19 protein-coding genes and 1 pseudogene are annotated in these 23636 nt (G+C 41.5%); 17 read left to right on the forward strand and 3 right to left on the reverse strand.

Translation table 11 applies throughout. The annotated features are described in order from the left end of the window. Positions 1-58 precede the first annotated feature (58 nt). The 9 genes from T456_RS21000 to T456_RS0103195 all read left to right on the forward strand — a co-directional run bounded on the left by T456_RS21000 (position 59) and on the right by T456_RS0103195 (position 8495). Positions 59-715: a hypothetical protein gene (locus T456_RS21000; protein ID WP_022766337.1), complete on the forward strand. Its 657-nt coding sequence runs from the start codon at positions 59-61 to the stop codon at positions 713-715. Further along, positions 708-2645, forward strand: coding sequence for a Mu transposase C-terminal domain-containing protein (locus T456_RS0103155; protein WP_024864881.1), 1938 nt, complete (start codon positions 708-710; stop codon positions 2643-2645). The genes T456_RS21000 and T456_RS0103155 overlap by 8 nt, the downstream gene beginning before the upstream one ends. 3 nt (positions 2646-2648) lie before the next feature. Then, on the forward strand, positions 2649-3647 hold the full coding sequence (locus T456_RS0103160) for an ATP-binding protein (protein ID WP_022766335.1): 999 nt from the start codon (positions 2649-2651) through the stop codon (positions 3645-3647). Continuing rightward, complete coding sequence (locus tag T456_RS0103165) at positions 3628-4956, forward strand: hypothetical protein (protein ID WP_155829732.1); 1329 nt, start codon at positions 3628-3630, stop codon at positions 4954-4956. The genes T456_RS0103160 and T456_RS0103165 overlap by 20 nt, the downstream gene beginning before the upstream one ends. Before the next feature lie 78 nt (positions 4957-5034). After that, entirely contained in the window at positions 5035-5295 is a 261-nt protein-coding gene (locus T456_RS0103170) for a type II toxin-antitoxin system HicA family toxin (RefSeq protein ID WP_013282470.1), read from the forward strand. Continuing rightward, complete coding sequence (locus T456_RS0103175; protein WP_022766333.1) at positions 5292-5639, forward strand: type II toxin-antitoxin system HicB family antitoxin; 348 nt, start codon at positions 5292-5294, stop codon at positions 5637-5639. The genes T456_RS0103170 and T456_RS0103175 overlap by 4 nt, the downstream gene beginning before the upstream one ends. 279 nt (positions 5640-5918) lie before the next feature. Continuing rightward, the gene (locus T456_RS21005; RefSeq protein ID WP_013282472.1) at positions 5919-6845 is read left to right on the forward strand and encodes a GNAT family N-acetyltransferase; all 927 of its coding nucleotides are present in this window, start codon (positions 5919-5921) and stop codon (positions 6843-6845) included. 32 nt (positions 6846-6877) lie between these two features. Continuing rightward, the gene (gene crcB, locus T456_RS0103190; protein WP_013282473.1) at positions 6878-7246 is read left to right on the forward strand and encodes a fluoride efflux transporter CrcB; all 369 of its coding nucleotides are present in this window, start codon (positions 6878-6880) and stop codon (positions 7244-7246) included. A 46-nt stretch (positions 7247-7292) separates the two neighbouring features. Continuing rightward, the gene (locus tag T456_RS0103195) at positions 7293-8495 is read left to right on the forward strand and encodes an MFS transporter (RefSeq protein WP_013282474.1); all 1203 of its coding nucleotides are present in this window, start codon (positions 7293-7295) and stop codon (positions 8493-8495) included. A 149-nt stretch (positions 8496-8644) separates the two neighbouring features. Here T456_RS0103195 and T456_RS0103200 read toward each other — a convergent pair whose 3' ends face one another. Continuing rightward, entirely contained in the window at positions 8645-9229 is a 585-nt protein-coding gene (locus T456_RS0103200) for a TetR/AcrR family transcriptional regulator (RefSeq protein ID WP_013282475.1), read from the reverse strand. Between the two features lie 164 nt (positions 9230-9393). Between T456_RS0103200 and T456_RS0103205 the strand changes: the two genes are divergently transcribed. After that, positions 9394-10881, forward strand: a complete 1488-nt coding sequence (locus T456_RS0103205; protein ID WP_013282476.1) for a radical SAM protein — start codon at positions 9394-9396, stop codon at positions 10879-10881. 83 nt (positions 10882-10964) lie between these two features. After that, positions 10965-11093: pseudogene (locus T456_RS24280) on the forward strand (4Fe-4S ferredoxin); the annotation flags it as partial. 136 nt (positions 11094-11229) lie between these two features. On the opposite strand, the gene T456_RS0103210 reads toward T456_RS24280, so the two are convergent. Further along, the gene (locus T456_RS0103210; protein ID WP_024864884.1) at positions 11230-11784 is read right to left on the reverse strand and encodes a TetR/AcrR family transcriptional regulator; all 555 of its coding nucleotides are present in this window, start codon (positions 11782-11784) and stop codon (positions 11230-11232) included. Between the two features lie 166 nt (positions 11785-11950). Between T456_RS0103210 and T456_RS0103215 the strand changes: the two genes are divergently transcribed. Genes T456_RS0103215 through T456_RS0103225 form a run of 3 tightly spaced genes read left to right on the forward strand, consistent with a single transcriptional unit; the run spans position 11951 to position 15855 of the window. After that, positions 11951-13294 (forward strand): glycosyl hydrolase 53 family protein, encoded by a 1344-nt coding sequence (locus T456_RS0103215; RefSeq protein WP_024864885.1) that lies wholly within the window; start codon positions 11951-11953, stop codon positions 13292-13294. Between the two features lie 13 nt (positions 13295-13307). Then, complete coding sequence (locus T456_RS0103220) at positions 13308-14321, forward strand: NAD-dependent epimerase/dehydratase family protein (RefSeq protein ID WP_024864886.1); 1014 nt, start codon at positions 13308-13310, stop codon at positions 14319-14321. A 1-nt stretch (position 14322) separates the two neighbouring features. Further along, positions 14323-15855 carry an NAD-dependent epimerase/dehydratase family protein gene (locus T456_RS0103225; protein WP_024864887.1) on the forward strand — a complete coding sequence of 511 codons (1533 nt, stop codon included), beginning with the start codon at positions 14323-14325 and terminating at the stop codon, positions 15853-15855. Here T456_RS0103225 and T456_RS19065 read toward each other — a convergent pair. After that, positions 15852-17033 carry a helix-turn-helix domain-containing protein gene (locus T456_RS19065; protein WP_024864888.1) on the reverse strand — a complete coding sequence of 394 codons (1182 nt, stop codon included), beginning with the start codon at positions 17031-17033 and terminating at the stop codon, positions 15852-15854. The two genes, T456_RS0103225 and T456_RS19065, sit on opposite strands and share 4 nt — an antisense overlap. A 138-nt stretch (positions 17034-17171) precedes the next feature. Between T456_RS19065 and T456_RS0103235 the strand changes: the two genes are divergently transcribed. From T456_RS0103235 to T456_RS0103245, 3 genes are read left to right on the forward strand one after another with little or no spacing between them, the layout of a single operon-like run. After that, entirely contained in the window at positions 17172-18578 is a 1407-nt protein-coding gene (locus tag T456_RS0103235) for an MFS transporter (protein ID WP_024864889.1), read from the forward strand. A 2-nt stretch (positions 18579-18580) separates the two neighbouring features. Then, a complete protein-coding gene (locus T456_RS0103240; RefSeq protein ID WP_024864890.1) occupies positions 18581-21166 on the forward strand; it encodes a family 78 glycoside hydrolase catalytic domain in 2586 nt (861 codons plus the stop codon). Positions 21167-21196: 30 nt separating this feature from the next. Further along, a complete protein-coding gene (locus tag T456_RS0103245; protein WP_024864891.1) occupies positions 21197-23629 on the forward strand; it encodes a beta-glucosidase in 2433 nt (810 codons plus the stop codon). Positions 23630-23636 lie beyond the last annotated feature (7 nt).

Below are 23636 nucleotides of genomic sequence, written 5' to 3' on the forward strand. Positions count from 1 at the left end.
ATGCCGATAATATTATCGTTATATAAACTTAATTTTATCGATAGGAGGTGCACTAAAAATGTATCGATACGAGGAACCTATTTTCAGGCTGAGAAGTTCAAGCTATGGCAGTAACTATTGGGTATTTCACAGCAGAAAACTTCGGAGAAGAGTAGCAGTATTTTCTAACCTTGAATATGAGAATATTCTTACTCTTGAGATGAATCCTGATGTGGAGTGGTACTGTGAATATCCTTTGGAAACTACTGTCTATATAGGAGGGAAGGAGTCAAAGGTTCTGTTCAATGCATGGGTAAAATATAAAGACGGAACAGAAGAATATCAAGGTGTTGCATATCTTTGCAGTTCTGATGATAGTAAGGATCATGTGAAGGTTGCCTGCCAGTCGGCGTGGTGCTTACAGAATGATGTCAATTTTGTATTCCGAAACGAAAAGAATATTGAAATAGGACCTTTCTATATCCGAAATATATCGCTTCTTGCAGCCAGGGCCAGAAGATTCACAGCTTGTGGATTAAATGCAGACAGGATCTTCCTAAGTTTTATCCAGGCAAAAAGGCATATATGTATCGGTGAACTTGAAAAGATGGGGCGCCTAGAAAAGTACAGAGCGCTGGATTATATTTCAGATCTGTACTATAGAGGATTGGTCACACTGAGCAATATGAATACAGACTGCATCTCTGCAGATACGGAGGTGATCTCCATTGGCTAATAAAAAATATAATATCGAAGAACTCCGCCAGGCAAGGAGCATGTGGACTGAACCGCTTATCAGTACTGTCCCTGAATCTAAAAGAAGTAGGTATATGCTAAATAAGCAGGCTGTAGATATGTACATAGATGGCGAATCTGTAAAAAAGATTACTGAAATGACAGGTATCCCCGGTTCGAGAATGGTATCGCTGATAGAAAGATGTCTTTCTTCAAATGATACAGGGAATATTCTTGGATATCACGGTCTTTTAACAGGAAGTAAACCCTTTAGAGAAACGAGATCAGGACATGGCAGAGAGTTTGATCAGCTTCTGGAGAAGTATCCTCAATTGAAAGAGTTCATAGTAGGGTGTTATTTTGGTGACAGGAAATATACGCTTGTCAGGAACATGAACATAACATCACTTCACAGGTTATTTCTTAAAGAATGCCGCAATCTTGGCATCACAGAGTGGCAGTACCCATTTACTACAGAAAACCGTGGATATGTCAGCATGTGTGCCTACGTCCATAAACTTGAAGCTGATAACATTTCTTTAAATGCCAGAAGATTTGATAAAAATACTGCCCAGAAGCTTGCGTCTACAGGGATTGGGCACAGGCTTACAGTCAATCCGGTGGCTCCTTTTGCTACAGTACAGATTGACGGCCACATCATAGATATCGAATATGTAATTGATGTACCCAATACAGACGGCACTGTTAGCAAGGTTGTTGCTACAAGGGCGTGGTTAATAGCCGTGATAGATATAGCAACAAGATGTATCCTTGGATATTCCCTTTCTCAGGAATTTAATTACGACCAGTATGATGTCATGGATGCTATTAAAAATGCCATCATACCGAAAACTCTGCTGGATCTGACCATCGAAGGACTTCAGTATCCATCTAATGGCGGTTTCTATTCAACCGCGTTTTCTGATTTCAAATATGCAGTCTTTGATTCAATAATGCTGGATAATGCAAAATCGCATCTGTCAGCATACACGGTAGGAAAACTTGTAGATGAGCTTGGCTGCTGCGTTAACTATGGATCTGTTGCAACTCCCGAAACAAGAGGAATTGTTGAAAGATTTTTCGGAACGCTAGAGTCCAGAGGATTCCATATGCTGCCATCAACAACCGGGTCAGATACCAAAGATCCTGTCAGAAAAAACCCTGAAAAAAATGCAATAAAATATGATGTCACATATGAACAGATGACTGAACTGATAGATGTTCTCATAGCTGAGTATAATAACACACCCCATAAAGGGGTAGATGGACTTTCACCCTTAGAGTGCATGAGCTGCAAACTGTTTCAAGCAGGGCTTTACCCATATGTGGCTGACGAAGATATGATCATATCAGTCATAGAACGTCTGAACATGAGGATGGACAAACGCACTGTCAGAGGTAGGGCAGCACATGGCAAACACGCATATATTCAGTTTATGGGTACTGAGTATCGTAGCAAGATACTCTCTGCCACTGAACACTACCTTGGACAGTCACTGACCATCCTTTATGACCCCAGGGATATTTCCAGTATTGAGGCATATGATCAGGATGGCAGATATATAGACACGCTTAAGGCAAGTGGGGAATTCGGTACAAAATCACATTCCGTCAGGACGAGAAAGAATGCCCTGAAGCTTGCCAGAGAGCGTGGGAGATCAAAACTAATATTTGATACACCGATAGATGCATATATATCAAGCCTTGATGTCAAAGGAAAGAAAAGCCGGAGAAACGCTACCAGGGCAGATATAGTCAGACGTGAGATTAGCAAGGGCATAGCAGCAGAACAGCAAAGTGATAATACATTTAACCTGGAGACTGTACGTAAAAAACAGGAAACTGGGGCTGTACTAAGATATGAAGATATTAAAGGTCTTTCACCGGAAGACCTTTATACGTTGATGTTCCAAAACAGAAAGGAGGGTTAATGCGTGTATTCTGCAAAAGAAGCTGTATCAGCTAATAATATATCAGAACAGTTCATATCACAGATGACTATCCGCTATCTTACTTCCCGTAAGCTTGTATTTCCGACTAAGAGCATCCTTGATGAAGAACGGAGAATCAATTCATGGCTCGGCATAGGAGCTTGTGGGAGTATTACTTATGGAAGAGCCAGGATAGGCAAGACGGTGTGCATGAACTATGTAGCTGAATCCATAAGAAATCAATATGGGAGCCGTGAAATGGTCATTATATGGAATGTGACTGATCACCCCGAAACTGAGAGAAACTTCTATGCCTCGATACTTATGGCTATGGGCTATGAATGTCCCAGATACAGTACCGCACTAATACTAAAAGAACGAGTTCTTAATGAGCTTATATTACGTGCTCACGAGACCCCCTTTAAGAAAGCAGTCATGTTCATTGATGAAGCCTGGAAACTAAGGGAAAAGGATTTTTACTGGCTTATGGATTTATATAACAATCTTAGCGGAAAAGATATCCAGTTATCTGTGTTCATGTACGGGACAAGGGAACTTAAGGATCTTAAGCATTCCTTTAAACTTCAGGGCAAAGATCAGATAGTTGGACGTTTCATGATCAATGAAAGCCAGTTCTTTGGTATACAGGATCCCAAAGAGCTCCAGTTCTGCATGGCTTCGGTAGATAAACTTCATGTTTGCATTACAGACTATGAAATATTATCGGATGGACTTGTGGATTTTTATTTTCCTTACGCAGATGGTAAGACCTTTTTTGATATCAGCAATGACTTCTGGGAAGCATTTCAGAGTGTAAGGATCCAAAAGAGGATTGCGGCAGAAGATATTCCCATGAAATATTTCATAGATTCACTGGTGATCTGCCTCAATAAGCATGGAAAACTGGGAAGCAGTCCAATTGCATTCCCTACGAGAAAGGAACTTGAAAGTTGTGTAGCGCTTTCGGGCTATGGTGAATCAGATGATGAATACACTAAATAAAGAGGATTTACTTTTTTCCAGAAAATACAGATGGGATAAAAAATGGGTGAGACCTTATGAATCCATATTCAGCATTCTTGCAAACTTTTGCAGGGTCAACATATGTTCAAGTAAACATGCGCTCAAAATGCTTGGAGCTGAAGCGACCAACGAGAAGAAATATATAGAAGGATTTCAGATGGATGGACATTGCAGAAACAGTTTAGAAACAATCGAGTGCCTTAATAAAATTTTGCCCCAGTGGTATATAGACAAAATGGAAATCTTTGCGCATATGGATTATAACACTGCAAGATCTTATTTTGGTACATATCATATGCGAATATGCCCCAAATGCCTGAAAGATGGATATCATAGCATAATCCATCAGTTCCATTATGTAAAGACCTGCCCTTTCCACCCGGGAACAGGGACGGATGGGAGATTTGTTTTTGAACATAATTTTTATCACGCTGAAGGAATCAGATGCAGTCCGTATGATAAAGGGACAGGATTTAATGCTTATTTATTACCCCTTCCTTGTTGCAGGACTAATCCAAATGACTTTTATGATACAGATGTGATCAATAGATCTTTTGAAAAATATGGGAAAGTGTACACTTCAAATATAAGTTATCTTTATTCACCTATTCTTTCTAAAGAAGCAGATAAAACGCCTATAATATCGAAAATGTATGTTGATCGACGCCCGGAAACATATGATTGTTTTCAAGCGGGTTTCTTCACGTGGTTTAATCAGCAGAATGTAGTATATAACCCATTTGAGCGCATAAAGAAGTTCTTCCGTATTATGCCTGCAGAGTATGACTCTTATGATATGGTTGACTGCTTTTTATTCGCAAAATATATGTCTATCATAGGCAAGGGCATTTTCTCACTGTCAGAAAACGATGTTAACACCTTACATTACGTGGACAGTATCCGTGATTCGGATATGACACTGCTCGCAATATGCTTCACATGGATAATGCAGGGCTTCGAAGAGCCCGGTGATGCTATCAGCGCAGCCTGCCTTGGACACAACATCCGGCCTGTAATGCAAAGAAATTTACGGTCATATACTCTGGAAGATGTTACTTGTGTAGGTGGGATACGTTTTTACGAAATTGGCGAATCTGAAGCAGATAAAGTTTATCTTAAACTTTTCATCATGTCAGATATGATAGATGACCTATGGATCCAGTTCAAGAAATCAGCAACGTCTACAGGCGGAGTATATATATCTGATCCATGGAACACACTAATAATCCCGACATATCAGGTATTGTATCTGAAACATGAAGATATGTATGAAATAAGGAAATGCTAGCTGTTACTCTGTTGGAATTGACGAGGTAGGGCTAAAGTGTTATATTGTAACTAGAAAATAGTTGCAAGAGGAATTACTGTGCCAAAGAAATCAAAATTACTAGAAAAAATACTGTCCAAACCCGCACCGACAAGTTTTACAATAAGAGAACTGGACGCACTTATGAAGCAATGTGGCTGCGAAAAGTTCGAGGGCGGAAGAGGATCAGGAATAGGCTATTATCATGTTGAAACCAAGCGCATCCTTCAATTTGACGGTCCACACCCAGGCAATGAGCTGTACAGGTATCATGTAAAGATGGTCATAGCATTTCTTAAGGAAGTAGGTGAGATAGAATGATAAGTTCACTGATGGAATACAACGGATATCATGCAAAGGTAGAATTTGACCAGGAAGATCAGATTTTTATCGGTCATGTTCTCGGAATCAATGATTCTCTGAACTTTCATGGAGAATCGGTAAAAGAGCTTTCCCAGTCAATGCATGACTGTATAGATAATTACCTGGATTACTGCAAAAAGATTGGTAAAGAGCCTGAGCGTGAGTTTAAAGGCTCCTTCAATGTCCGTATTAAACCCGAACAGCACAAGAAAATTGCATTATATGCTGCCAATGAAGGAATCACAATAAACCAGTTTGTATCCAGAGCTATTGATGATGAACTGGACATCCTAGAAGGTTAGCCCAAAGACGCAATATTTTTGTTAATTCGCCGATTCGAGAACTGATAACTAAAGATGGATTTTATAATGGAAAGGCCTTGATGACAAGGCTTTTCTTTATTTGTTTCAACTATTAAAAAATAAGGGTATGAAACCTTTTCTGAGCAAATTAGATATGATGAGTTTAAAAAAGTTGTGGAGAAAATTAGGACATTATAATCTGTAGAAGTGATTCATTTCGCTGATTAGATTTCAGTTAAAACTGACTAAGACAAACTAAAGATTTAGGGGCTGAACTAAGTGATAACTATTAAAGAATCAACATATGATGATATCAAGAATATACAAAACCTGTGGGCAGATGAAGACGTCATGCAGTATATCTGGCCAGGAGGATTGCATGAGACAGGGGAAGCAGTACGAGAATGGTTAGATAGATTCATATCTGCAAGACCAAAGCAAAATCATTATTCAATTTTTGAAGATGGCAAATACTGCGGTGAGACTCAATATCGTATTGATTCGGAAACTAAAAATGCTTCTTTGGATATTAAGTTATTTGAATTTGCCAGGGGCCGAGGGATTGCAACGCAGGCGCTACTATACTCTATTCAAGAAGCTTTTAAACAAGGAGCTGAAAATCTGTGGGTTGATCCCCATCCAGCTAATGCCAAGGCAATAAATTTGTACCGTAAGTTGGGATTTATTCAGAAAGAAATGCCTGAGTATGTTATTGCTTTAGGAGAAGATCCTTCTCTTTATATTTACATGGAACTGGGTAAAAAAGAATTCAATGATAAGTTTGAAAAATCTTGCGGGGCAATAGTATACACTATAGACGGTGGAGTAATAAAATATCTTTTAGTTGAGGAAATGAGCGGATCTCACAGCTTTCCAAAAGGACATATGGAAGAAGGCGAGACTGAAATAGAAACTGCGCTTCGTGAAATAAAGGAAGAAACAAATCTGAAAGTCGAGTTAGACACTGAATTTAGAGCAAGCGAACAGTATACGCTTTCAGAAAAACCTGGAGTGACAAAGCAGGTAGTTTATTTCCTTGCTAAGTATAAAGACTCATCTCCGAGCATAACAAGACCAGACGAGGTCAAAGCTCTGAAGATTCTTAAACTTGAAGATGCTATCAATACCATAGAGTATGATAACAAAAAAGAGATGCTTAAAAAGGCTGATAGCTATCTTAAGAGTAAGGCAGAGAATACTTTTTAAATTTCAGTATATATGACAATAGAGAGGTTGATATGAATTTTCTATTTGTAGCACTTGGTGGTGCCTTGGGTGCAGTAGCGCGATATGCAATAAGTCTGATTCCTGTTAAGACTTATTTTCCGATATTAACTCTGATTACAAATATCCTCGGTGCCATACTAATTGGATTCGTTGTTGGAATTACCAGTAACCGAGAAAGTGTATCTGATAATACCATTCTTTTCTGGAAGACAGGGGTGTGTGGAGGTTTTACCACATTCTCTACATTTTCCCTTGAAGCTTTTAATTTGTTTGAGAAGAAACAATATATGAATGGCGGATTATATGTGGTACTGAGTTGTTGTTGCTGCATATTTGGAATTCTATGCGGAAAGAAACTTGCGACGATAATAAAACTTTGAATTTCAGGATAATGAAATAAGCAAATCGGGATTAGTGGAGTAGAACATGGATAAAAAAAGGGCTTTGTCTGGCGCCATAATATTTATAACCCTGATGGGAATCGTAAGTCTGTTTTCGGACATGACTCATGAAGGCGCCAGAAGCATATTGGGCGAATATCTGAACCTCGCAGGGGCATCCGCTACAACCATCGGATTTGTGTCCGGTATAGGAGAATTGTGCGGGTATTCACTAAGGCTCATATCCGGATTTATAGCAGATAAAACGAAGAAATACTGGACATTTGTTATCACAGGCTATGTAATACAGGCTCTGGCGATTCCTGCACTGGCACTCGTACCTGAACATGGCTGGATTTGGGCCTGCGGTCTTGTGATCCTGGAGCGTATCGGAAAAGCGATAAAAAAGCCTGCCAAAAACACATTGGTAAGCTTTGCGGCAAGCGAGATCGGAACCGGAAAAGGCTTTGCCTATCAGGAGTTTCTGGATCAGCTTGGCGCGTTTCTCGGACCGGTACTGCTTTTTGTAACAGCTCTTGTAAAAGGTACAGACGACCTTTTTACAACATATAGAATCTCTTTTGCGATACTGCTTGTTCCTGCAATGATCACCATAGCTCTTGTTTTGACAGCAAAGATAAGATACCCTGATCCGGAGATCTTTGAAAAGCAGGAAGATAAACCGGCAAGCTTTGAATTCAGGAAGTCATTTGTTCTGTTCATGGCGGCCATCTGCTTTTTTGCTTTTGGCTTTGCAGACTTCACCCTGATCACACTTCATTCGGCTAATACCGGAGCATTTAATGAATCCATGCTCAGCCTGCTATATGCTGGGGCAATGGCTGTGGATGCCTTTGCTGCACTATTCTTTGGCTGGCTTTATGATAAGGTCGGGCTGAAGGCTCTGATCATTTCCACACTATGCAGCACATTCTTCTCATATTTTGTTTTTATGACTGGAAATGCCTGGTTGATCGGAGCTGGGATAATTCTGTGGGGGATTGGAATGGGTGCGCAGGAAAGTATTATGAAAGCAGCTGTCAGCGGAATCGTCCCGCGTTCCATGCGAAGCACCGGTTTCGGAATATTTGAGACAGGATTTGGTATTGCGTGGTTTCTGGGCAGTTGGCTTCTCGGTGCCCTGTATGATTTGAATCCTGTGTATCTTGTCACTGTGTCTGTGGTATCACAGTTTCTGGCGATTGCATTTTATGTTTTATGCCTCCGGTGCAATAAGACAGAGTGCTAACAATTCCAGTTTGCTGGAATGAGCATTATATCGGAATTTTATGTTCTATTGGTGCTAAGGGAATTCCGGGGTCAAGCTTCATATGCGCAAGAATTACTTCGTTTACGCCAGGAAGGATCATTTCTCATGTTAGAAGAGGTCCTTGTTAATTATGGCAGTCTGCTCAAAGCGTTATCAAAGATATTTACGCAGATATCAGCCATTTGTTTTTCGTCTTCCTGCATCCCATCCCTGAACCAGCTTATGAGTATTTGTAAAATGGCAGCTTCGGCAGCAAGTCTGAGATACTTCTTTTCTGGGTCAGCTGTAGGATAGAGCCGCTCTGAGACCGCTTTTTCAAGAAAGAGTTCATTCTGAAGAATTCCGGCTTGGTCAAACAGAGATATTATATCTTTATCGTTTTTGACAGCCCGAAAAATATCTTCGAACCACAGATGTGGGTTTTCGTGCAGTTCGGGCTTTTCGCTGATCTCCGCTATACGCTTTATTATTTCATCCCCAAGCTCATGCAGGATATCTTCTTTATCTGTATAGTTTCGATAGAACGCCGTCCTTGATACTCCTGCACGGCGTACTATCTCGCTGATGGTGATCTTCTCATAAGGGTGTTCGCTCATTAGATGCATAAGCGAAAGCTGCAGACACTCTCTTGTCAGCTGATTGGACTCCTTATTATTCATCCTCAGAACTTCTTTTTTTTGCATTTCTGTTAAAGATTCTTTTGAGCTTTTCATTTTTTCTCCCTCTCGACGTTACAAAAAATGCAAGAATGTAACATCGGTTCACTTAAACGAAATATTGTCATGTCCGATGGTAGAGCCATTGTTATTAATATGCTGTGGCGTTACACTTGTTACATCAGAATAATTGTAGCATCGTTTGGGGAGGCATAACAAGTATGGAATTAGCAAAAAACATTTCTCACAAAGTACAAAGACAGGCTTTTAGCATACTGATTGACAGGTTCCTTGCAAATCTCGATAAAACGGAGAACAGGACTGCTACTTATCTTAAGCTTGTTGACCAGGCAGAGAAATTCTGGGGTAAAGATGGAGCCAGAAAAGAAAGCCTTGATAAAGTAAGAGCGGCATTTAAAGATCCGGATAACAGATGGGTTAAGTTTTTGAATAAAGTAATAGATGAGACAGATCCGCATGTTGCAAAGATGATGATGCTCAATCTTGGCTATGAGGCATTTTTCAGAGGCACAAAAATGATCAGGGCAAACAGGGAAAAATACGGATGCAATATCCCATGGCTTATTCTTTTTGACCCTACAAGCGCCTGCAATATGCACTGTGCGGGATGCTGGTCAGGTACTTATGGACCTAAGCACAATCTGTCTTTTGAAGATATGGACAAAATCGTTACCCAGGGAAAAGAGCTGGGAGTATATCTTTACATGATGACAGGAGGAGAACCTCTTGTAAGGAAGAAAGATATCTTGAAACTGGCAGAAAAGCACAATGATGTTGAGTTCTCTATCTATACCAATTCAACACTTATTGATGAGGATTTCTGTAAAGAAGTTGTAAGGCTTGGAAATCTCACATTCCAGCTTTCTATCGAGGGAACTCCTGAGACTAATGACGCAAGACGTGGCCTTGGTCATTATGATGCAGTAATGAATGCCATGGATCTACTCAAAAAGTACGGAATAGTTTATGGAACTTCCATCTGCTATACAAGAAACAACATCGAGGCAGTGACTGATCCCAAGTTCATCGAGTTCATTGCTGAAAAAGGTGCTAGATTCGGATTTTTCTTCCACTACATGCCGGTTGGAAACAATGCTGTTCCTGAGCTTATGCCTACAGTAGAGCAGCGAAAGAAGATGGTGGATCAGATAAGGTTCCTTAGAAGCGTCAAATGTGACCTGGGATTCTTCCCTATGGACTTCCAGAATGATGGTGAAGCTGTCGGTGGCTGCATCGCAGGCGGAAGAAACTATTTCCACATCAATTCAAGTGGAGATGCTGAACCATGCGTATTTGTCCACTTCTCCAACACCAATATACATACACATTCAATACTTGAGATGCTTCAAAGTCCTCTTTTCATGGAATACCATAAGGGCCAGCCTTTCAATAAGAACCATTTAAGACCGTGCCCTATGCTTGAAAATCCGGCTCTTTTAAGGGATATGGTCGAAAGATCAGAAGCTCATGGTACAAATGAAGAATCCGAAGAAAGTGTTGAGCATCTGTGTGCAAAGTGTGATGATTACGCAAAAGAGTGGGCGCCTGTAGCTGACGATATCTGGGCCGGACAGAAACACTATAAGAAGGCATATGAGAATTATGCAAAAAAGGATGAAAAGCCTCTAAACATAGTTGCATTTAAGCACAAACCCAGACAGCATCACTTTAAACATAAGAGAGCTTAAATGCCTCGAATTTTATAGTATTGTTGTTTCATTTACCCTGTCGAATAAAGTTTTATACTTTTCTTTTTCTGATGCAAGGCAGGTTTACAATGATCGGATGTCCCAAACCGGATGAGGGAGATTACACTGAGAAACTGACAGAAGTTATCAGTAACAAGGACATAAGGGATGTTACTATTGCAAGGATGGAAATGCCATGCTGCGTCGGTCTATGGTGTTCCGATGACTCATATAGCGTCGGAACACTTTTTTTATGTTCTAATGGTGCTCCGTGAATCCCTGGAGCAAATTTCTGTAAGCGCGCCAATAATATATGTGGGAAATAACGGTTTACAGCTTCGTAAGAATTCATTTATGGCTTTGTGCAATATTATTACAGGAATGATATATGACTTCAGCCAGATCATGTGTATCTGCGTCAAAATTATTGTGTATCCAAATCTTTATTACGTTAAGACTTCCATACATAATAAAGGTGTATACGTATCGCGCAGTGGGAATCTCATCTATTTCGGGAGCTGATTCCTGAACATATTTCTGCACATTGGAAATAATGCTCTGCTGAAAGAGTTCGTTTTCCGGCTGGCAGAGGAGTACTCCAAAAGTGGTCCGATGCTCTTTTACATAATTTAAAAATGCTTCGATGGATTCCATGGTGTTCATGGGACTGTCAATTTTTCTGAGGTTTTCGAAGGTCTTTTCGAGGACCTCTTTTTCTATGTCCTCCAAAAGTTCAAACTGGTCCTGATAATGGAGGTAGAACGTTGATCTGCTCATATCTGAAAGGTCGCATATTTCCTTTATGGTGATCTTTGAGACGGGCTTATTCTGCATAAGCTCCAGTAATGATTCTTTTAAGATCTTCTTTGTGATTACGGTTCTTCGGTTGTTCTTGGTCGCCATTATCCATCTCCCAAATCTAAAAAAACTGTTAACTTCGTACACTTTTAAAAAATATGTATTGTTTACGACGTTTTAAAGAATATTGCAAGTTGTAAATAATACACGGTGTCCATATTATACATACAGTGACTTGTTATTGCAAATGGAGATTTTTTGGAGGTTGTAAATGAAGGAAAAAATGACAGGTTTTCTTGAAAGGTTAAAGAAAATGAAGACAGGCCATAAGGTAGGCCTTGCAATACTTCTGATAGTTATATGTGTTGTGCTTAAAGTTCTTACTGCTCAATTCTTATACACAGAAATCGGATACGCAGCGGCTGATAATAATGAGAATTTCAGAATGGCGCTATCGGTCAGCCCGTTTACAGCAAGGGCTTTTGACGAAGGATACACCTATGAGTATGAAGGCAGGCAGATAAGCTCCATAGAAGAACTGGAGCAGTTATATATAGATAAAGGCGCTACAGAAATGTATGTGCGCATAGCCACAAAGAGGCACATAACAGATGAGGATGTGACTGATGGAGAGGTTGATACCAATGCCAACGTTCATACTTTTGATCAGGCCATAGAGCTTTGCAAGCTGGCAGCCAAATTAAATATCCCTATTAATCCTGAGGTAATGTGTGCATACACCTACATGGATATGGAAAAGCAGCAGGCCCCAAAGTTTGATGAGTATCCCGAGCTTTTTGCTCTTCAAAATGGGAAGGACTGGTCTGAGCTTTCGCTAGATGAGATAAATATTCTGCTTAAAGCATATGGCAGGTTCCTGGCAAAAGAGATATTGAATACCGGATGCACAGTGGAGAACTGGAATCTTGGAAATGAAGCTAACTTTGGATTTGCAGGAGTCAGCCTTGGGCTTAAGACAGCTGTAAATGAAAAGCTTGCCGGAGTTCCGGATTTTATGAGATATCTACTCCCACTGTTTAATCCCGGATGGTTAGAGAAGAATATCTGGAGATACAATGCAAGCGAGTTTGCGGCTGTAAAAGAGGGAATCCTGGAAGCATACGAAGAACTCGGAATTGACTCCTCCAATGTTAAGTTTTCAACTCATATTGCAACTGTGGTTATGACTCCTAATTCCTGTGCAAGATATTTTAACTGCCTTGCAAAGAATGGATATTCCGTGGATGTTGCGGGGATCAGCTATTATCCTAGTGCTCCATCCATGTATGCAGATTCCACGATTCTGTTTAAAAAGACTGTTATGGCCATAAACAAAAAGTGCCATGTACCCGTGTTTATCGGAGAGTTTGCATATCCTTCAGGAGAGATGTCCGGGGCTTTTGCCGGATGGAACAAGGCTACAAAGGGATATGCAAATACTGAAGATGGACAGGCAGCCATTTATAAAGATGTCATCGATTGGGGTAAAACCCATGGCGTTGCAGGCATCCGTTACTGGGCTGCCGACTATGAAGACTGGGGAACAATGGGATTGTTTAATTTTGAGAATAAGCATGGCGTACCTAAGAAAAGCCTGCTTATGAATATTGATTAAAGGAGATAAGTCGATGAAAGTATTTATGATTGGTGGAACAGGACTGCTCGGAAGTGAAGCAGCCAAAGTGCTTATTGAGAGGGGACATGAAGTGACATCTGTTGCGTTACCTCCGCTTCCTCAGGGAGCTGTCTTGCCACCTGAAATGAAAATTGAATATGGCAACTATCTGGAGATGTCAGATGAAGAAATAAAGGGTTACATGGCCGGGTGTGATGGATTTGTTTTTGCAGCCGGAGTGGATGAGAGAGTTGAAGGCCCTGCTCCAATCTATGATCTTTTCAAAAAGTACAATATAGATCCACTTAAGAGACTTCTTGCTATTGCCAAGGAGTGCGGTGTTAAGCATATTGCAATCTGTGGATCATACTTTTCCTATTTTGCCAAGACAAGGCCTGAACTTGAATTAACAAAGTGGCATCCGTACATAAGAAGCAGAATTGACCAGGAAGAGATAGCGATGTCTTTTGCCGGTGACGGCTTTGATGTAGCAGTTCTGGAGCTTCCATATATTTTCGGAACTCAGCCCGGAAGAAAGCCTGTATGGGTATTCCTTGTAGAACAGATCAGGAGCATGAAGAAAGCTACGCTATATCCCAAGGGCGGAACCACAATGGTAACAGTTCATCAGGTTGGACAGGCTCTGGCAGGAGCTCTTGAATACAACAAGGGAGGACACTGTTACCCAATCGGTTATTACAATATGACATGGAAAGAGATGCTTGCTATCGTTCATAAGTACCTTGGATGCGAGGGAAGAAAGGTTATCACAATACCTAACTGGATGTACGCTATGGGCGGAAAAAAGCTGATGAAGGAGCAGGCAGCAAAGAATATCCAGGGCGGACTTCATATGGTGAAGTTTACGGATCTTCAGTGCAGCAATCTCTTTATTGATAAGAAACTTGGATGCGAGCCGCTTCATGTTGAAGAGGACGACATTGACAGGGCAATCGGAGACTCAATTAAGCTCTGTGTCGATGTACTTGATGGCAAGGCAAAAGTAGTAGGAATGAAAGGCGAATGATATGAGTGCGAATAAGTTACCGGTTGTTTTTATGACAGGTGCAGGTGGAGGAATGGGATTTGAGAGCTTTAAGCAGATGCTCCCTGACATAGGTAAAATCTATGACCTCATTATTTTGGTGAGGGACAGTGAAAAGAATCATAACCTGTTTGACAGTTATGAAGGCAGGGAAGGTCTGTCCATTCGTTATGGAGATCTTCTTAATAGGGATGATGTTTACGGATGTATTGCTGACAGCGACATGGTACTTCACATTGCAGCATTTGTGTCCCCTGCAGCAGACTATTATCCAAAAAAAGCAATGCAGAATAATTACGGTTCTGTTGTGAATATGATAGAAGCCATAAAGAAGAGCGGTAAAGAGGATAGCTATAAGTTTGTATATATCGGAACCGTGGCAGAAACCGGTGACAGAATGCCACCTATACACTGGGGAAGGGTCGGGGATCCGATAAAGCCAAGTATGTTTGATTACTACGCGGTTTCCAAAGTTGCGGCAGAGCGCTACGTTATCGATAGTGGCCTAAATTACTGGGTATCTCTAAGGCAGACAGGAATCATCGGACCGGCTATGGCCAAGATCCGTGATGCTATCCAGTTCCACAACTGCATTTTCAACGTGCTTGAGTATGCTTCTGACAGGGACAGCGGAAGAGCTATGAGAAATCTTGCAGCATTCGATGCCGATGGAACCCTGGATGAGAGTTTCTGGGGACACATCTACAATATTGGCGGCGGTGAGAGCTGCCGCGTGAGCACTTATGAAATGTACAAGGATATGTACGGTGTTCTGGGCTTTAAGAGCCTTGATCCGGTGATCGATCCAAAGATGTATGCCACAAGGAATTTCCATGGTCAGTATTATCTCGATTCCGACAAACTGGAGAAATACCTTCATTTCAGAAGTGATTCCATGCAGTACTTTTATGACGCATATCTAAAGGACCTTGGCCGCGCAGTTACCGCAGGTAAAGTGATAACAAAGCTTCCCGGTGGTCAGAAACTCATGGGAAGTATTATAAAGTCAACCTTCAAAAAAGACTTAAATTCAGAGCATGGGACAAAGCACTGGCTGGATGAAAACATGGAAGACCATATCGATGCATACTGGGGCAGCAAAAAGGCCTGGGAAAAGCTTCCCAAAAAGCTGAGCCAGATGGAAGAATTTACTGATTGGGATAAAGTTGTACACATAGACCATGGCTATGATGAATCCAAGCACGAATCAGAGCTTACTCTGGAGGATATGAAGAAAGCGGCGGAATTCAGAGGCGGCAGTTGTGATTCCAAAGAAATGAAGACCGGTGACTGGAAAACTCCCCTTGAGTTTACATGTCAGTTCGGACATCATTTTAAAGGCAGTCCACGCCTTATTCTTGAAGGTGGGCACTGGTGTGATGAGTGCGAAAGAAAATCCTGGAACTACGGAATGAGAGCCAAAAAGGATAAGTTTTTCGCGCAGGTATGGAATCCGCTTCATGAAGAAAGCGAGCTTCGTGAGTATCCCAAGATGGTCTCGGAACTGGATATTTAACTATTTCTGAACTCCTTTGGAGTCATTCCATATTTCTTTTTAAATACATTTTGAAAATAACTCTGTGTTGAGAAGCAAAGATACTCACTTATCTCGCTGATGCTTTTGTCAGTGAATTTAAGGAGGCTCTTTGCTTCTTCCAGTTTTCTGCGCATTATATAACTGCTTATGTTAAATCCCAGTTCTCTTTTAAATTTTCGTGAAAGAGTGCTTCGGTCTATCCCAAGGTATGCGGCAACATCTTCTACTGAAATATTCTGATTGACGTGGTTTGCTATGTACTGGATAGCCATATATATGTCCGTCTCCATTCCCTGAGGAATTTTGGATTCGGCTACACGCTTGGTAAAGTCCATAACTGCCGTGGCATTAAGAAGAGTAACTGAAGAAGCGTCTGACATACGTTCAGCCTCCTGAATATACATATCTGACAATTGGTAGGCTGTTTCGATGTCAAGTCCACCTGAGATGGAGTGCCTGGTTACCAGGGCCATTGAAGCGATGAATATGTTTTTTGCCTGACGAAGTGAATCTGGAGCAACTTTTCCTTCATTTATTCTGGGGATATTTCTGATCATGGCTTCAAGACCGGCAATATCACCGCGTTCCACGTAGCCATAGTATTCTTGTTCAAAGAAATATGTATCATGAAAGTTCTCAGTTTCTTTTCGCTCATACAGGGTGTTAGAATGGCTTTCTCCTACCTCCGCCTCCTTTTCTCTGTCAAAGAGGTTAAAAGTCTCATAAATGTCTACGTAGTTACCGGTGAGTTCTTTATTGATCATGGCAAGAATATTCAAGAACTGTATGATTGAAAACTCCGGCGTCTGAACAAAAAACTCTCTGATCTTGTCTTTGTTTTCAATAGAAACACCATATTTTAGGATGATAGCGTCTATGAATTCATCAGTCACAGCCATACTGCTAACGGGACCTACAACAACAGCTTCATTGCTAAGATCGCTTCCTACATAGCCAATATGAAGCCCTTCTTCAGTCTGGTAATGGTATAGGCTGGTTGTGGACTTGCCAAGTATTCCGCTGATAGCAGAAGCCAGTTCAGTTGGCATATCTATTACCGGGAAAGAAAGAAGGCATACACTATCTTTGTAGTAGTGGATTGGAACATAGGTGGCATTATAGATGTAGCTTAAAGCCTGAAAAAATGCATTTTCCATAGGAAACCTCAAATAGTCACAAAATTACAATATTGCGTCATACTATTACAATAATGATAAGCGGGCTCCTGATAGACTGTCAATAGAAAGAGAAATATGGCAAATAGCAAAAGCCGTGACAATAATCAGGAGGTTATTATGGGAAGAAAAAAAGAACTTGGCGTGGATTCAATGGGAATCCAGAAGACCATGAGGTTTGGAGATTTTTTGGGAGATGGAATTGGGCAGATACCGCTTAATGCACTAAGCTGTCTGGTAGGACAATTGACCTACTTCTATACAGAAAAGGTCGGACTGGCTGCAGCATCTGTTGCTACAATGCTGATCATAGCCAAGATACTTGACGCTTTTACAGATCTTATCATGGGTAAGATCATGGATTCAGTTCATTTTAAGGATGGTAAGGCAAGACCGTGGTTTAAGATAATGGCAATACCGGTTGCAGCGATCATGGTACTGCTTTTCACAGTTCCTGCAGGAGCTGCTTCGGGGCTTCAGGCGGGATATGTTCTTTTAACCAACATCCTTTGCACTGCTGTGGTTTATACTGCTGTTGCCATACCTTATGGTGCTATGATGGCCATGAGGACAAACAGTGTTGAAGAACGAGGCAAAATGGGTATCTTCCGTGCAGTATTCGGTTATGCCATCGGTATGATCATAGCGATCGGTCTTATACCTATTACAAATGCCTTGGGGGGAAATCAGGCAGCGTGGATAAAGGTGGCAGTCATTATGGCAGCTATCTCAGCGTTTAGCATGATCGTTCTTTACAGAAGCTCAAAGGAAAATGGTTCAGAAGAAAAGAAGTCAGTGGATGAGCTGGAGGAAGAGAAGATGTCTTTTGCCCAGGAGATAGGTCTTTTGTTTAAAAACAAGTACTGGGTTCTGATGCTCGTTGCAAATCTTTTTATGAACATTTCTTATGGACTGTCCAGCTCAGGCGGAGCATATTATGCAAAATATATCCTCGGAAATGACAACATTGTGGCACTTCTTGGTGCCGTTGGACTTATCCCGACTTTCCTTGGATTCATATTAGTTGGTCCGATGACAAAGAAATTCGGAATGGCAAAAACATGTCTTATCGGCTGTGTTATTGGAATAGTTGGCTGCATCGCCCGTGTATTTACTCCTTACAGCCTTGTTTCATGTCTTGTCGGAGGAAGCATGGCAACCTTTGCCAATATTCCGATCATGTGTCTTATGGGTGCAATGGTAAATAACTGTGTTGAGTACAATGACTGGAAGTTTGGAAAGAGAATGATCGGAATGAGTAACTCAGCAAGCTCTTTCGGATCAAAGATTGGTTCCGGAATCGGAGGATCACTTATTGGATGGATCCTTGGCGCATGTGGATTTATTTCCGGCGCAGCTGTTGCTGAGCAGCCAGCTGCAGTAAATGGCGGAATCTTTGCATTTTCAATCTATGTTCCACTGTTTTTGCTTGTTGTTATGGCAGTGATCTTTAGCCGTTACGACCTGGAGAAGATTTATGGCAAGATCATGAGTGAGCTTAATGAGAGAAATAAGGAAGGAAAATGATAATGAAAGCTGTCAGACTAAGGTGCGAATATTTAACTGATCCAATAGGAATAGATATAGTAAGACCCAGACTTTCATGGAACTGTGAAGGCGGCAATAAGCAGAGCGCATATCAGATCATTGCGAAAATGGAAGACGAAACCGTCTGGGATTCCGGGAAAGTGAACTCAGACCAGATGCACCTTGTGATCTGGGGCGGAGAAACACTTGGAAGTCGTGACAGGATTGAATGGACAGTAAAACTCTGGGACGAAAATGATATTGAGGGTGAAGAGAGTGATACTGCCTCTTTTGAGCTAGGTCTTTTAAATAACGATGACTGGAAGGCAAGATGGATCACCGGAAATTATAAGGTAAACAAGAAGAACAGATACCCTGTTGACTGCTTCAGAAAAAGATTCTGGACCGGGGAAAAGAAAGTTAAATCAGCAAGAGCATATATGACTGCCTGTGGGATATATGAAGGAAGTATCAACGGAGACAGAATAGGTGAGTTCTGTCTGGCACCCGGAATTACTGATTACCGCAAAAGAGTCCAGTATCAGACCGCTGATATTACAGATAAGATTATCCAGGGAAAGAATGAAGTCTTTTTCATGCTGGCTGACGGATGGTACAGGGGCTCGGTCGGTGCCTGGGGAATGAAGAATTATTATGGCAGCGAAACGAAGCTCCTTGCCCAGATTGAGATCACATATGAGGATGGAGAGGTTCAGGTAATCTGCACTGATGAATCTTTTGAGTGGACAAATGAAGGGCCAATCCGCTTTGCAGATAACAAGGATGGAGAAAACTACGATGCCAGAAGAGAAGATTTTGAGAAGGCAAAGTGGTGGACTGCTAAGGAAACATACCACAATGTGATACCAACAGCATCCAACAATTTTGCACTCAAAGAGCAGGAGAGGTTATCTGTTAAGAATGTGATCAGGACGCCTCAGGGGAAAACAATCTTTGACTTTGGCCAGAATATTGCAGGTTACGTGGAATTTGACGTTGTAGCTGATGAAGGGCAGCGTGTTTTCCTTCGCTTTGGAGAAAAGCTGGACGAGGCTGGAGAATTTACTCAGCACAATATTCAGTGTGTTAGAAAGAACCTCATCACACCACTTCAGCAGATAAAATACATATGTAAGGATGGACAGAACCACTATAAGACAAGATTCGCCATATTTGGCTTTCAGTATGTACTGGTGGAATCTGATGTTCATATTGATTTGGAGAACATGACTGCTATTGCGGTTTATTCTGATTTTGAAACGACCTTTAAGTTTGACAGTTCAAACAGGCTTCTGAACCAGTTTGTGCAGAATACACTCTGGTCGCTTAAGAACAATTCCGCAGATCTTCCGACGGACTGCCCGACAAGAGAACGTCATGGCTGGAGCGGAGATGCCCAGATATTTATTGGCACTGCAGGTTATATGGTAAACTACGCTCCTTTTGCCATGAAATATGAAACAGATCTCTGCGATTGGCAGACTAAAGACGGGTGCTTTCCTCAGATTGCACCGGAGGGTGGCACTGACTCATATATGCGTGGAATGAACGGATCATCGGGATGGTCAGATGCGGGAGTAATCATTCCTTATCGCCTTTGGAAACAGAACGGGGATATCAGGATCATTGAAAAATATTATGATTCAATGAAAAAGTACGCCGGATATGTTATGGAACGCGCGGGAAAAGAGAGTCTGTTAAATTCAGAGAAGCATTCAGTAAAAGGAAAAGAAAAAAAGTATATTTACAACAACGGCCAGCACTATGGCGAGTGGGCAGAACCTTCAGATGTCCATGCCATGAGTTTTAAGGATTTCATAAAGTCACAGCCGGAGGTTTCAACAGCTTACATGAGCTATGTCATGACTCTTATGGTTGAGATTGCCGGTGCCCTTGGAAAAACAGAAGACATAAATCTTTACAAAGAGTATGCGGAAGGTGCAAAACGTGCCTATCAAAAGCTCGTTGAGGATCCAAAGTACTCTCTCGACACGGACAGACAGGCAAAACTCGTAAGACCTTTGTACTTTGGTATGCTTAATGAAAAACAGACTGAATATGCGAAAAAGAGACTGATAAAGGCTCTGGAAAACTATAAATGGAGAGTAGGAACAGGCTTTTTATCAACACCTCTTTTACCATATGTTCTTCAAGATATTGATATCGAATATGCTTATAAGCTTCTGGAGAATGAGGAAAAGCCCGGATGGCTTTCAATGCCGAAATCCGGAGCGACAACAATATGGGAAGACTGGGATGGACCGGATTCGAATAATGGAAAAGGCGGCGGAATCGCATCTTTGAACCACTACTCCAAGGGTGCTGTATGTCAGTGGATATTTGAGGCGATGTGTGGAATCAGGGTGGTTGGAGAAAATCATTTTATCATTGCACCTCACCCCGGCGGACACTTTGATTTTGCAGAGTTTTCATATGACAGCGTATATGGAACAGTTTTCTGTAGATGGGATAAAAAAGATGATGGTGAGTACAGTTATCACATTGAAGTCCCGGCAAACACGGATGCAATGGTAATACTTCCGGGGAAAGAGGGATTGGAAGTAGGACCAGGTAAAGCAGATTTTTAATGAAACACTAACAATAACAGGAGAAGAGATATGCAAAAGTATGAAAAAGAACACCGCGCTTTAGTGCTTAAAAATGCAGCTGAGTGTACCGTTCTGTTAAAAAATGATGGAAAGTTTCCCATTGATAAACCATGTAAGCTTGCAGCTTATGGTGCCGGCATGAGATACACAGTCATGGGCGGAACAGGATCCGGTGAGGTTAATACAAGATTTGCATATACCATCGAGCAGGGGCTGGAAAAAGCGGGCTTTGAGATAACAACTAAAAAATGGCTGGATGAGTATGACCAGGTCAGAAAAGTTGCAAAGAATACCTTTTACAAAAACCTGAAAAAAGAAGCAAAAGAAAAGCATGAGAATGTGATCATGTATGCCATGGGAAAGGAAATGACAGAACCATGGCATAGCATCCACATTGATAAGACGGGTGATACAGCTATTTATGTTCTTTCCCGCAATTCCGGGGAGGGAAGCGACAGAGGGGTGGTAGAAGGAGATGTAAAGCTTGCTGCATCTGAAGTCAGAGACATTTTAGCACTTAACAAAATGTATGAGCGTTTCATGCTGGTGCTTAATGTAGGCGGAGCTGTCGATCTTTCTCCTGTAATGGAAGTTGGAAATATCCTTCTTTTATCTCAGCTTGGAACAGACTGCGGAAGAGCTCTTGCAGATATCCTCATTGGGAAGCAGAATCCTTCTGGAAAACTTACCACAACCTGGGCTTCTTATGAAGACTACTGTCACGAAGGCACTTTTGGCGACTGGAATGACACAGAGTACAGAGAGGGAATATATGTAGGGTACAGGTATTTTGACACTGCGTGCAAAAAGCCTTTATTCTCATTTGGGTATGGATTGTCTTACACCAGTTTTGAGCAGAAGGTGTTATCCGTAAGTGCATCTGGTGATTTTATAACCGTCAGCGTTAATGTGAAAAATGATGGAGACTATTCAGGAAAAGAGGTTGTTCAGGTATATGTCTCTTTGCCTGATGGAAAGCTTGATAAGGCATATCAGGAACTGGCAGGCTTTTCCAAGACATCTCTGCTGGAACCGGGATGCGAAGAACAGACAGACATTTCTTTCAGGCTCTCTGATCTATCATCCTATGATGAAGAGACCAGCGCATATATTCTTGAAAAGGGAGACTATATCATAAGGTGCGGAAACAGCTCGGACAACACAAATGTTGTTGCTGTGATAAATCTTGATGAAACCATATGTGTCACAAAAGCAAGGAATTGCCTTGGAGATCCAGGCTTTAAAGATCTTTTTATGGAAAGACATTCGAATGAGAGTATTCCGGAAGAAGTGCAGAAACTGACTATAAATTCTAATGACATAAATTGTACGGAACTAATATATGATGTCGAAGAAGACGTGGATGAAAGAGCTAAGTCATTAACGGATGAGGAGCTTGCTTATCTTGCGATAGGTAGTTTCAACGAAAAGCAGAAAGGACTAAGTATCATCGGTAATGCTGCAACCCATGTCGCAGGTGCTGCGGGTGAAACCACATCCAAGCTTACCGGAAAAGGAATTAAACCTCTTATTATGGCTGATGGTCCTGCAGGACTCAGACTTGCCAAAAAGTACTACGAGGATGAAAATGGAGCTCATGATGCCAGCGGTGCAGGAATGATCCCGGATAGTATGCTAGAAGTCATGAATCCTTTGGTTAAGTTCATAGCTTTAAAGGTAACAGGAGGAAAAAAGGCACCTAAAGGTGCAGTGATCAGAGAACACTATGCTACCAGAATCCCGATAGGAACAGCCATTGCCCAGAGCTTTAACACAGACCTTGCTTATAGCTTTGGGGATATGGTAGGAAGTGAAATGGAAGAGATGGGAATAAATCTCTGGCTTGCTCCTGCCCTGAATATTCACAGAAGCATACTATGCGGAAGAAATTTTGAATATTACTCTGAAGATCCATTGGTTTCCGGCCTCATTGCGGCGGCGGTGACCCAAGGTGTTCAGAAGCATAAAGGCTGTGGGACTACCATTAAACACTATGCTGCAAACAATGCAGAGACAAACCGTTATTGCAATAACAGCCATGTAAGTGAACGTGCCATGCGTGAGATATATCTCCGCGGATTTGAAATCTGCGTAAGAAAATCACAGCCCAAAGCTGTGATGACAAGCTACAACCTGCTTAACGGAACGCATACTTCTGAGCATAGAGGGCTGATACAGGATATTCTCAGATCAGAATTTGGGTTTAAAGGAATCGTCATGACTGACTGGGTTATGACTGTTATGGACAGCAAAAGATCCATTTACAGGAATGCGCTTTCAAATGAAGTGGCGGGCGCAGGTGGAGATCTGTTTATGCCTGGAGGAAAGAAGGATTATGAAAACGTGCTTTCTGCTATCAAGGAAGGTAAGCTCTCCAGGAGACAGATGGAAATCAACGCATCACGTGTTATCAGAATGGTAGATGAAATGCTTATTTCTTGACGCTTAG

Source organism: Butyrivibrio sp. FCS014, from assembly GCF_000526935.1.
Taxonomy (GTDB): domain Bacteria; phylum Bacillota; class Clostridia; order Lachnospirales; family Lachnospiraceae; genus Butyrivibrio.

Bases quoted from the DNA above. Each gene is read 5' to 3' on its own strand.
- T456_RS21000 (WP_022766337.1), top strand. From the start codon at position 59: ATGTATCGATACGAGGAACCTATTTTCAGGCTGAGAAGTTCAAGCTAT.
- T456_RS0103165 (WP_155829732.1), top strand. From the start codon at position 3,628: ATGATGAATACACTAAATAAAGAGGATTTACTTTTTTCCAGAAAATAC.
- T456_RS0103175 (WP_022766333.1), top strand. From the start codon at position 5,292: ATGATAAGTTCACTGATGGAATACAACGGATATCATGCAAAGGTAGAA.
- crcB (WP_013282473.1), top strand. From the start codon at position 6,878: ATGAATTTTCTATTTGTAGCACTTGGTGGTGCCTTGGGTGCAGTAGCG.
- T456_RS0103195 (WP_013282474.1), top strand. From the start codon at position 7,293: ATGGATAAAAAAAGGGCTTTGTCTGGCGCCATAATATTTATAACCCTG.
- T456_RS0103200 (WP_013282475.1), bottom strand. From the start codon at position 9,229: ATGAAAAGCTCAAAAGAATCTTTAACAGAAATGCAAAAAAAAGAAGTT.
- T456_RS0103205 (WP_013282476.1), top strand. From the start codon at position 9,394: ATGGAATTAGCAAAAAACATTTCTCACAAAGTACAAAGACAGGCTTTT.
- T456_RS0103210 (WP_024864884.1), bottom strand. From the start codon at position 11,784: ATGGCGACCAAGAACAACCGAAGAACCGTAATCACAAAGAAGATCTTA.
- T456_RS0103215 (WP_024864885.1), top strand. From the start codon at position 11,951: ATGAAGGAAAAAATGACAGGTTTTCTTGAAAGGTTAAAGAAAATGAAG.
- T456_RS0103220 (WP_024864886.1), top strand. From the start codon at position 13,308: ATGAAAGTATTTATGATTGGTGGAACAGGACTGCTCGGAAGTGAAGCA.
- T456_RS0103225 (WP_024864887.1), top strand. From the start codon at position 14,323: ATGAGTGCGAATAAGTTACCGGTTGTTTTTATGACAGGTGCAGGTGGA.
- T456_RS19065 (WP_024864888.1), bottom strand. From the start codon at position 17,033: ATGGAAAATGCATTTTTTCAGGCTTTAAGCTACATCTATAATGCCACC.
- T456_RS0103235 (WP_024864889.1), top strand. From the start codon at position 17,172: ATGGGAAGAAAAAAAGAACTTGGCGTGGATTCAATGGGAATCCAGAAG.
- T456_RS0103240 (WP_024864890.1), top strand. From the start codon at position 18,581: ATGAAAGCTGTCAGACTAAGGTGCGAATATTTAACTGATCCAATAGGA.
- T456_RS0103245 (WP_024864891.1), top strand. From the start codon at position 21,197: ATGCAAAAGTATGAAAAAGAACACCGCGCTTTAGTGCTTAAAAATGCA.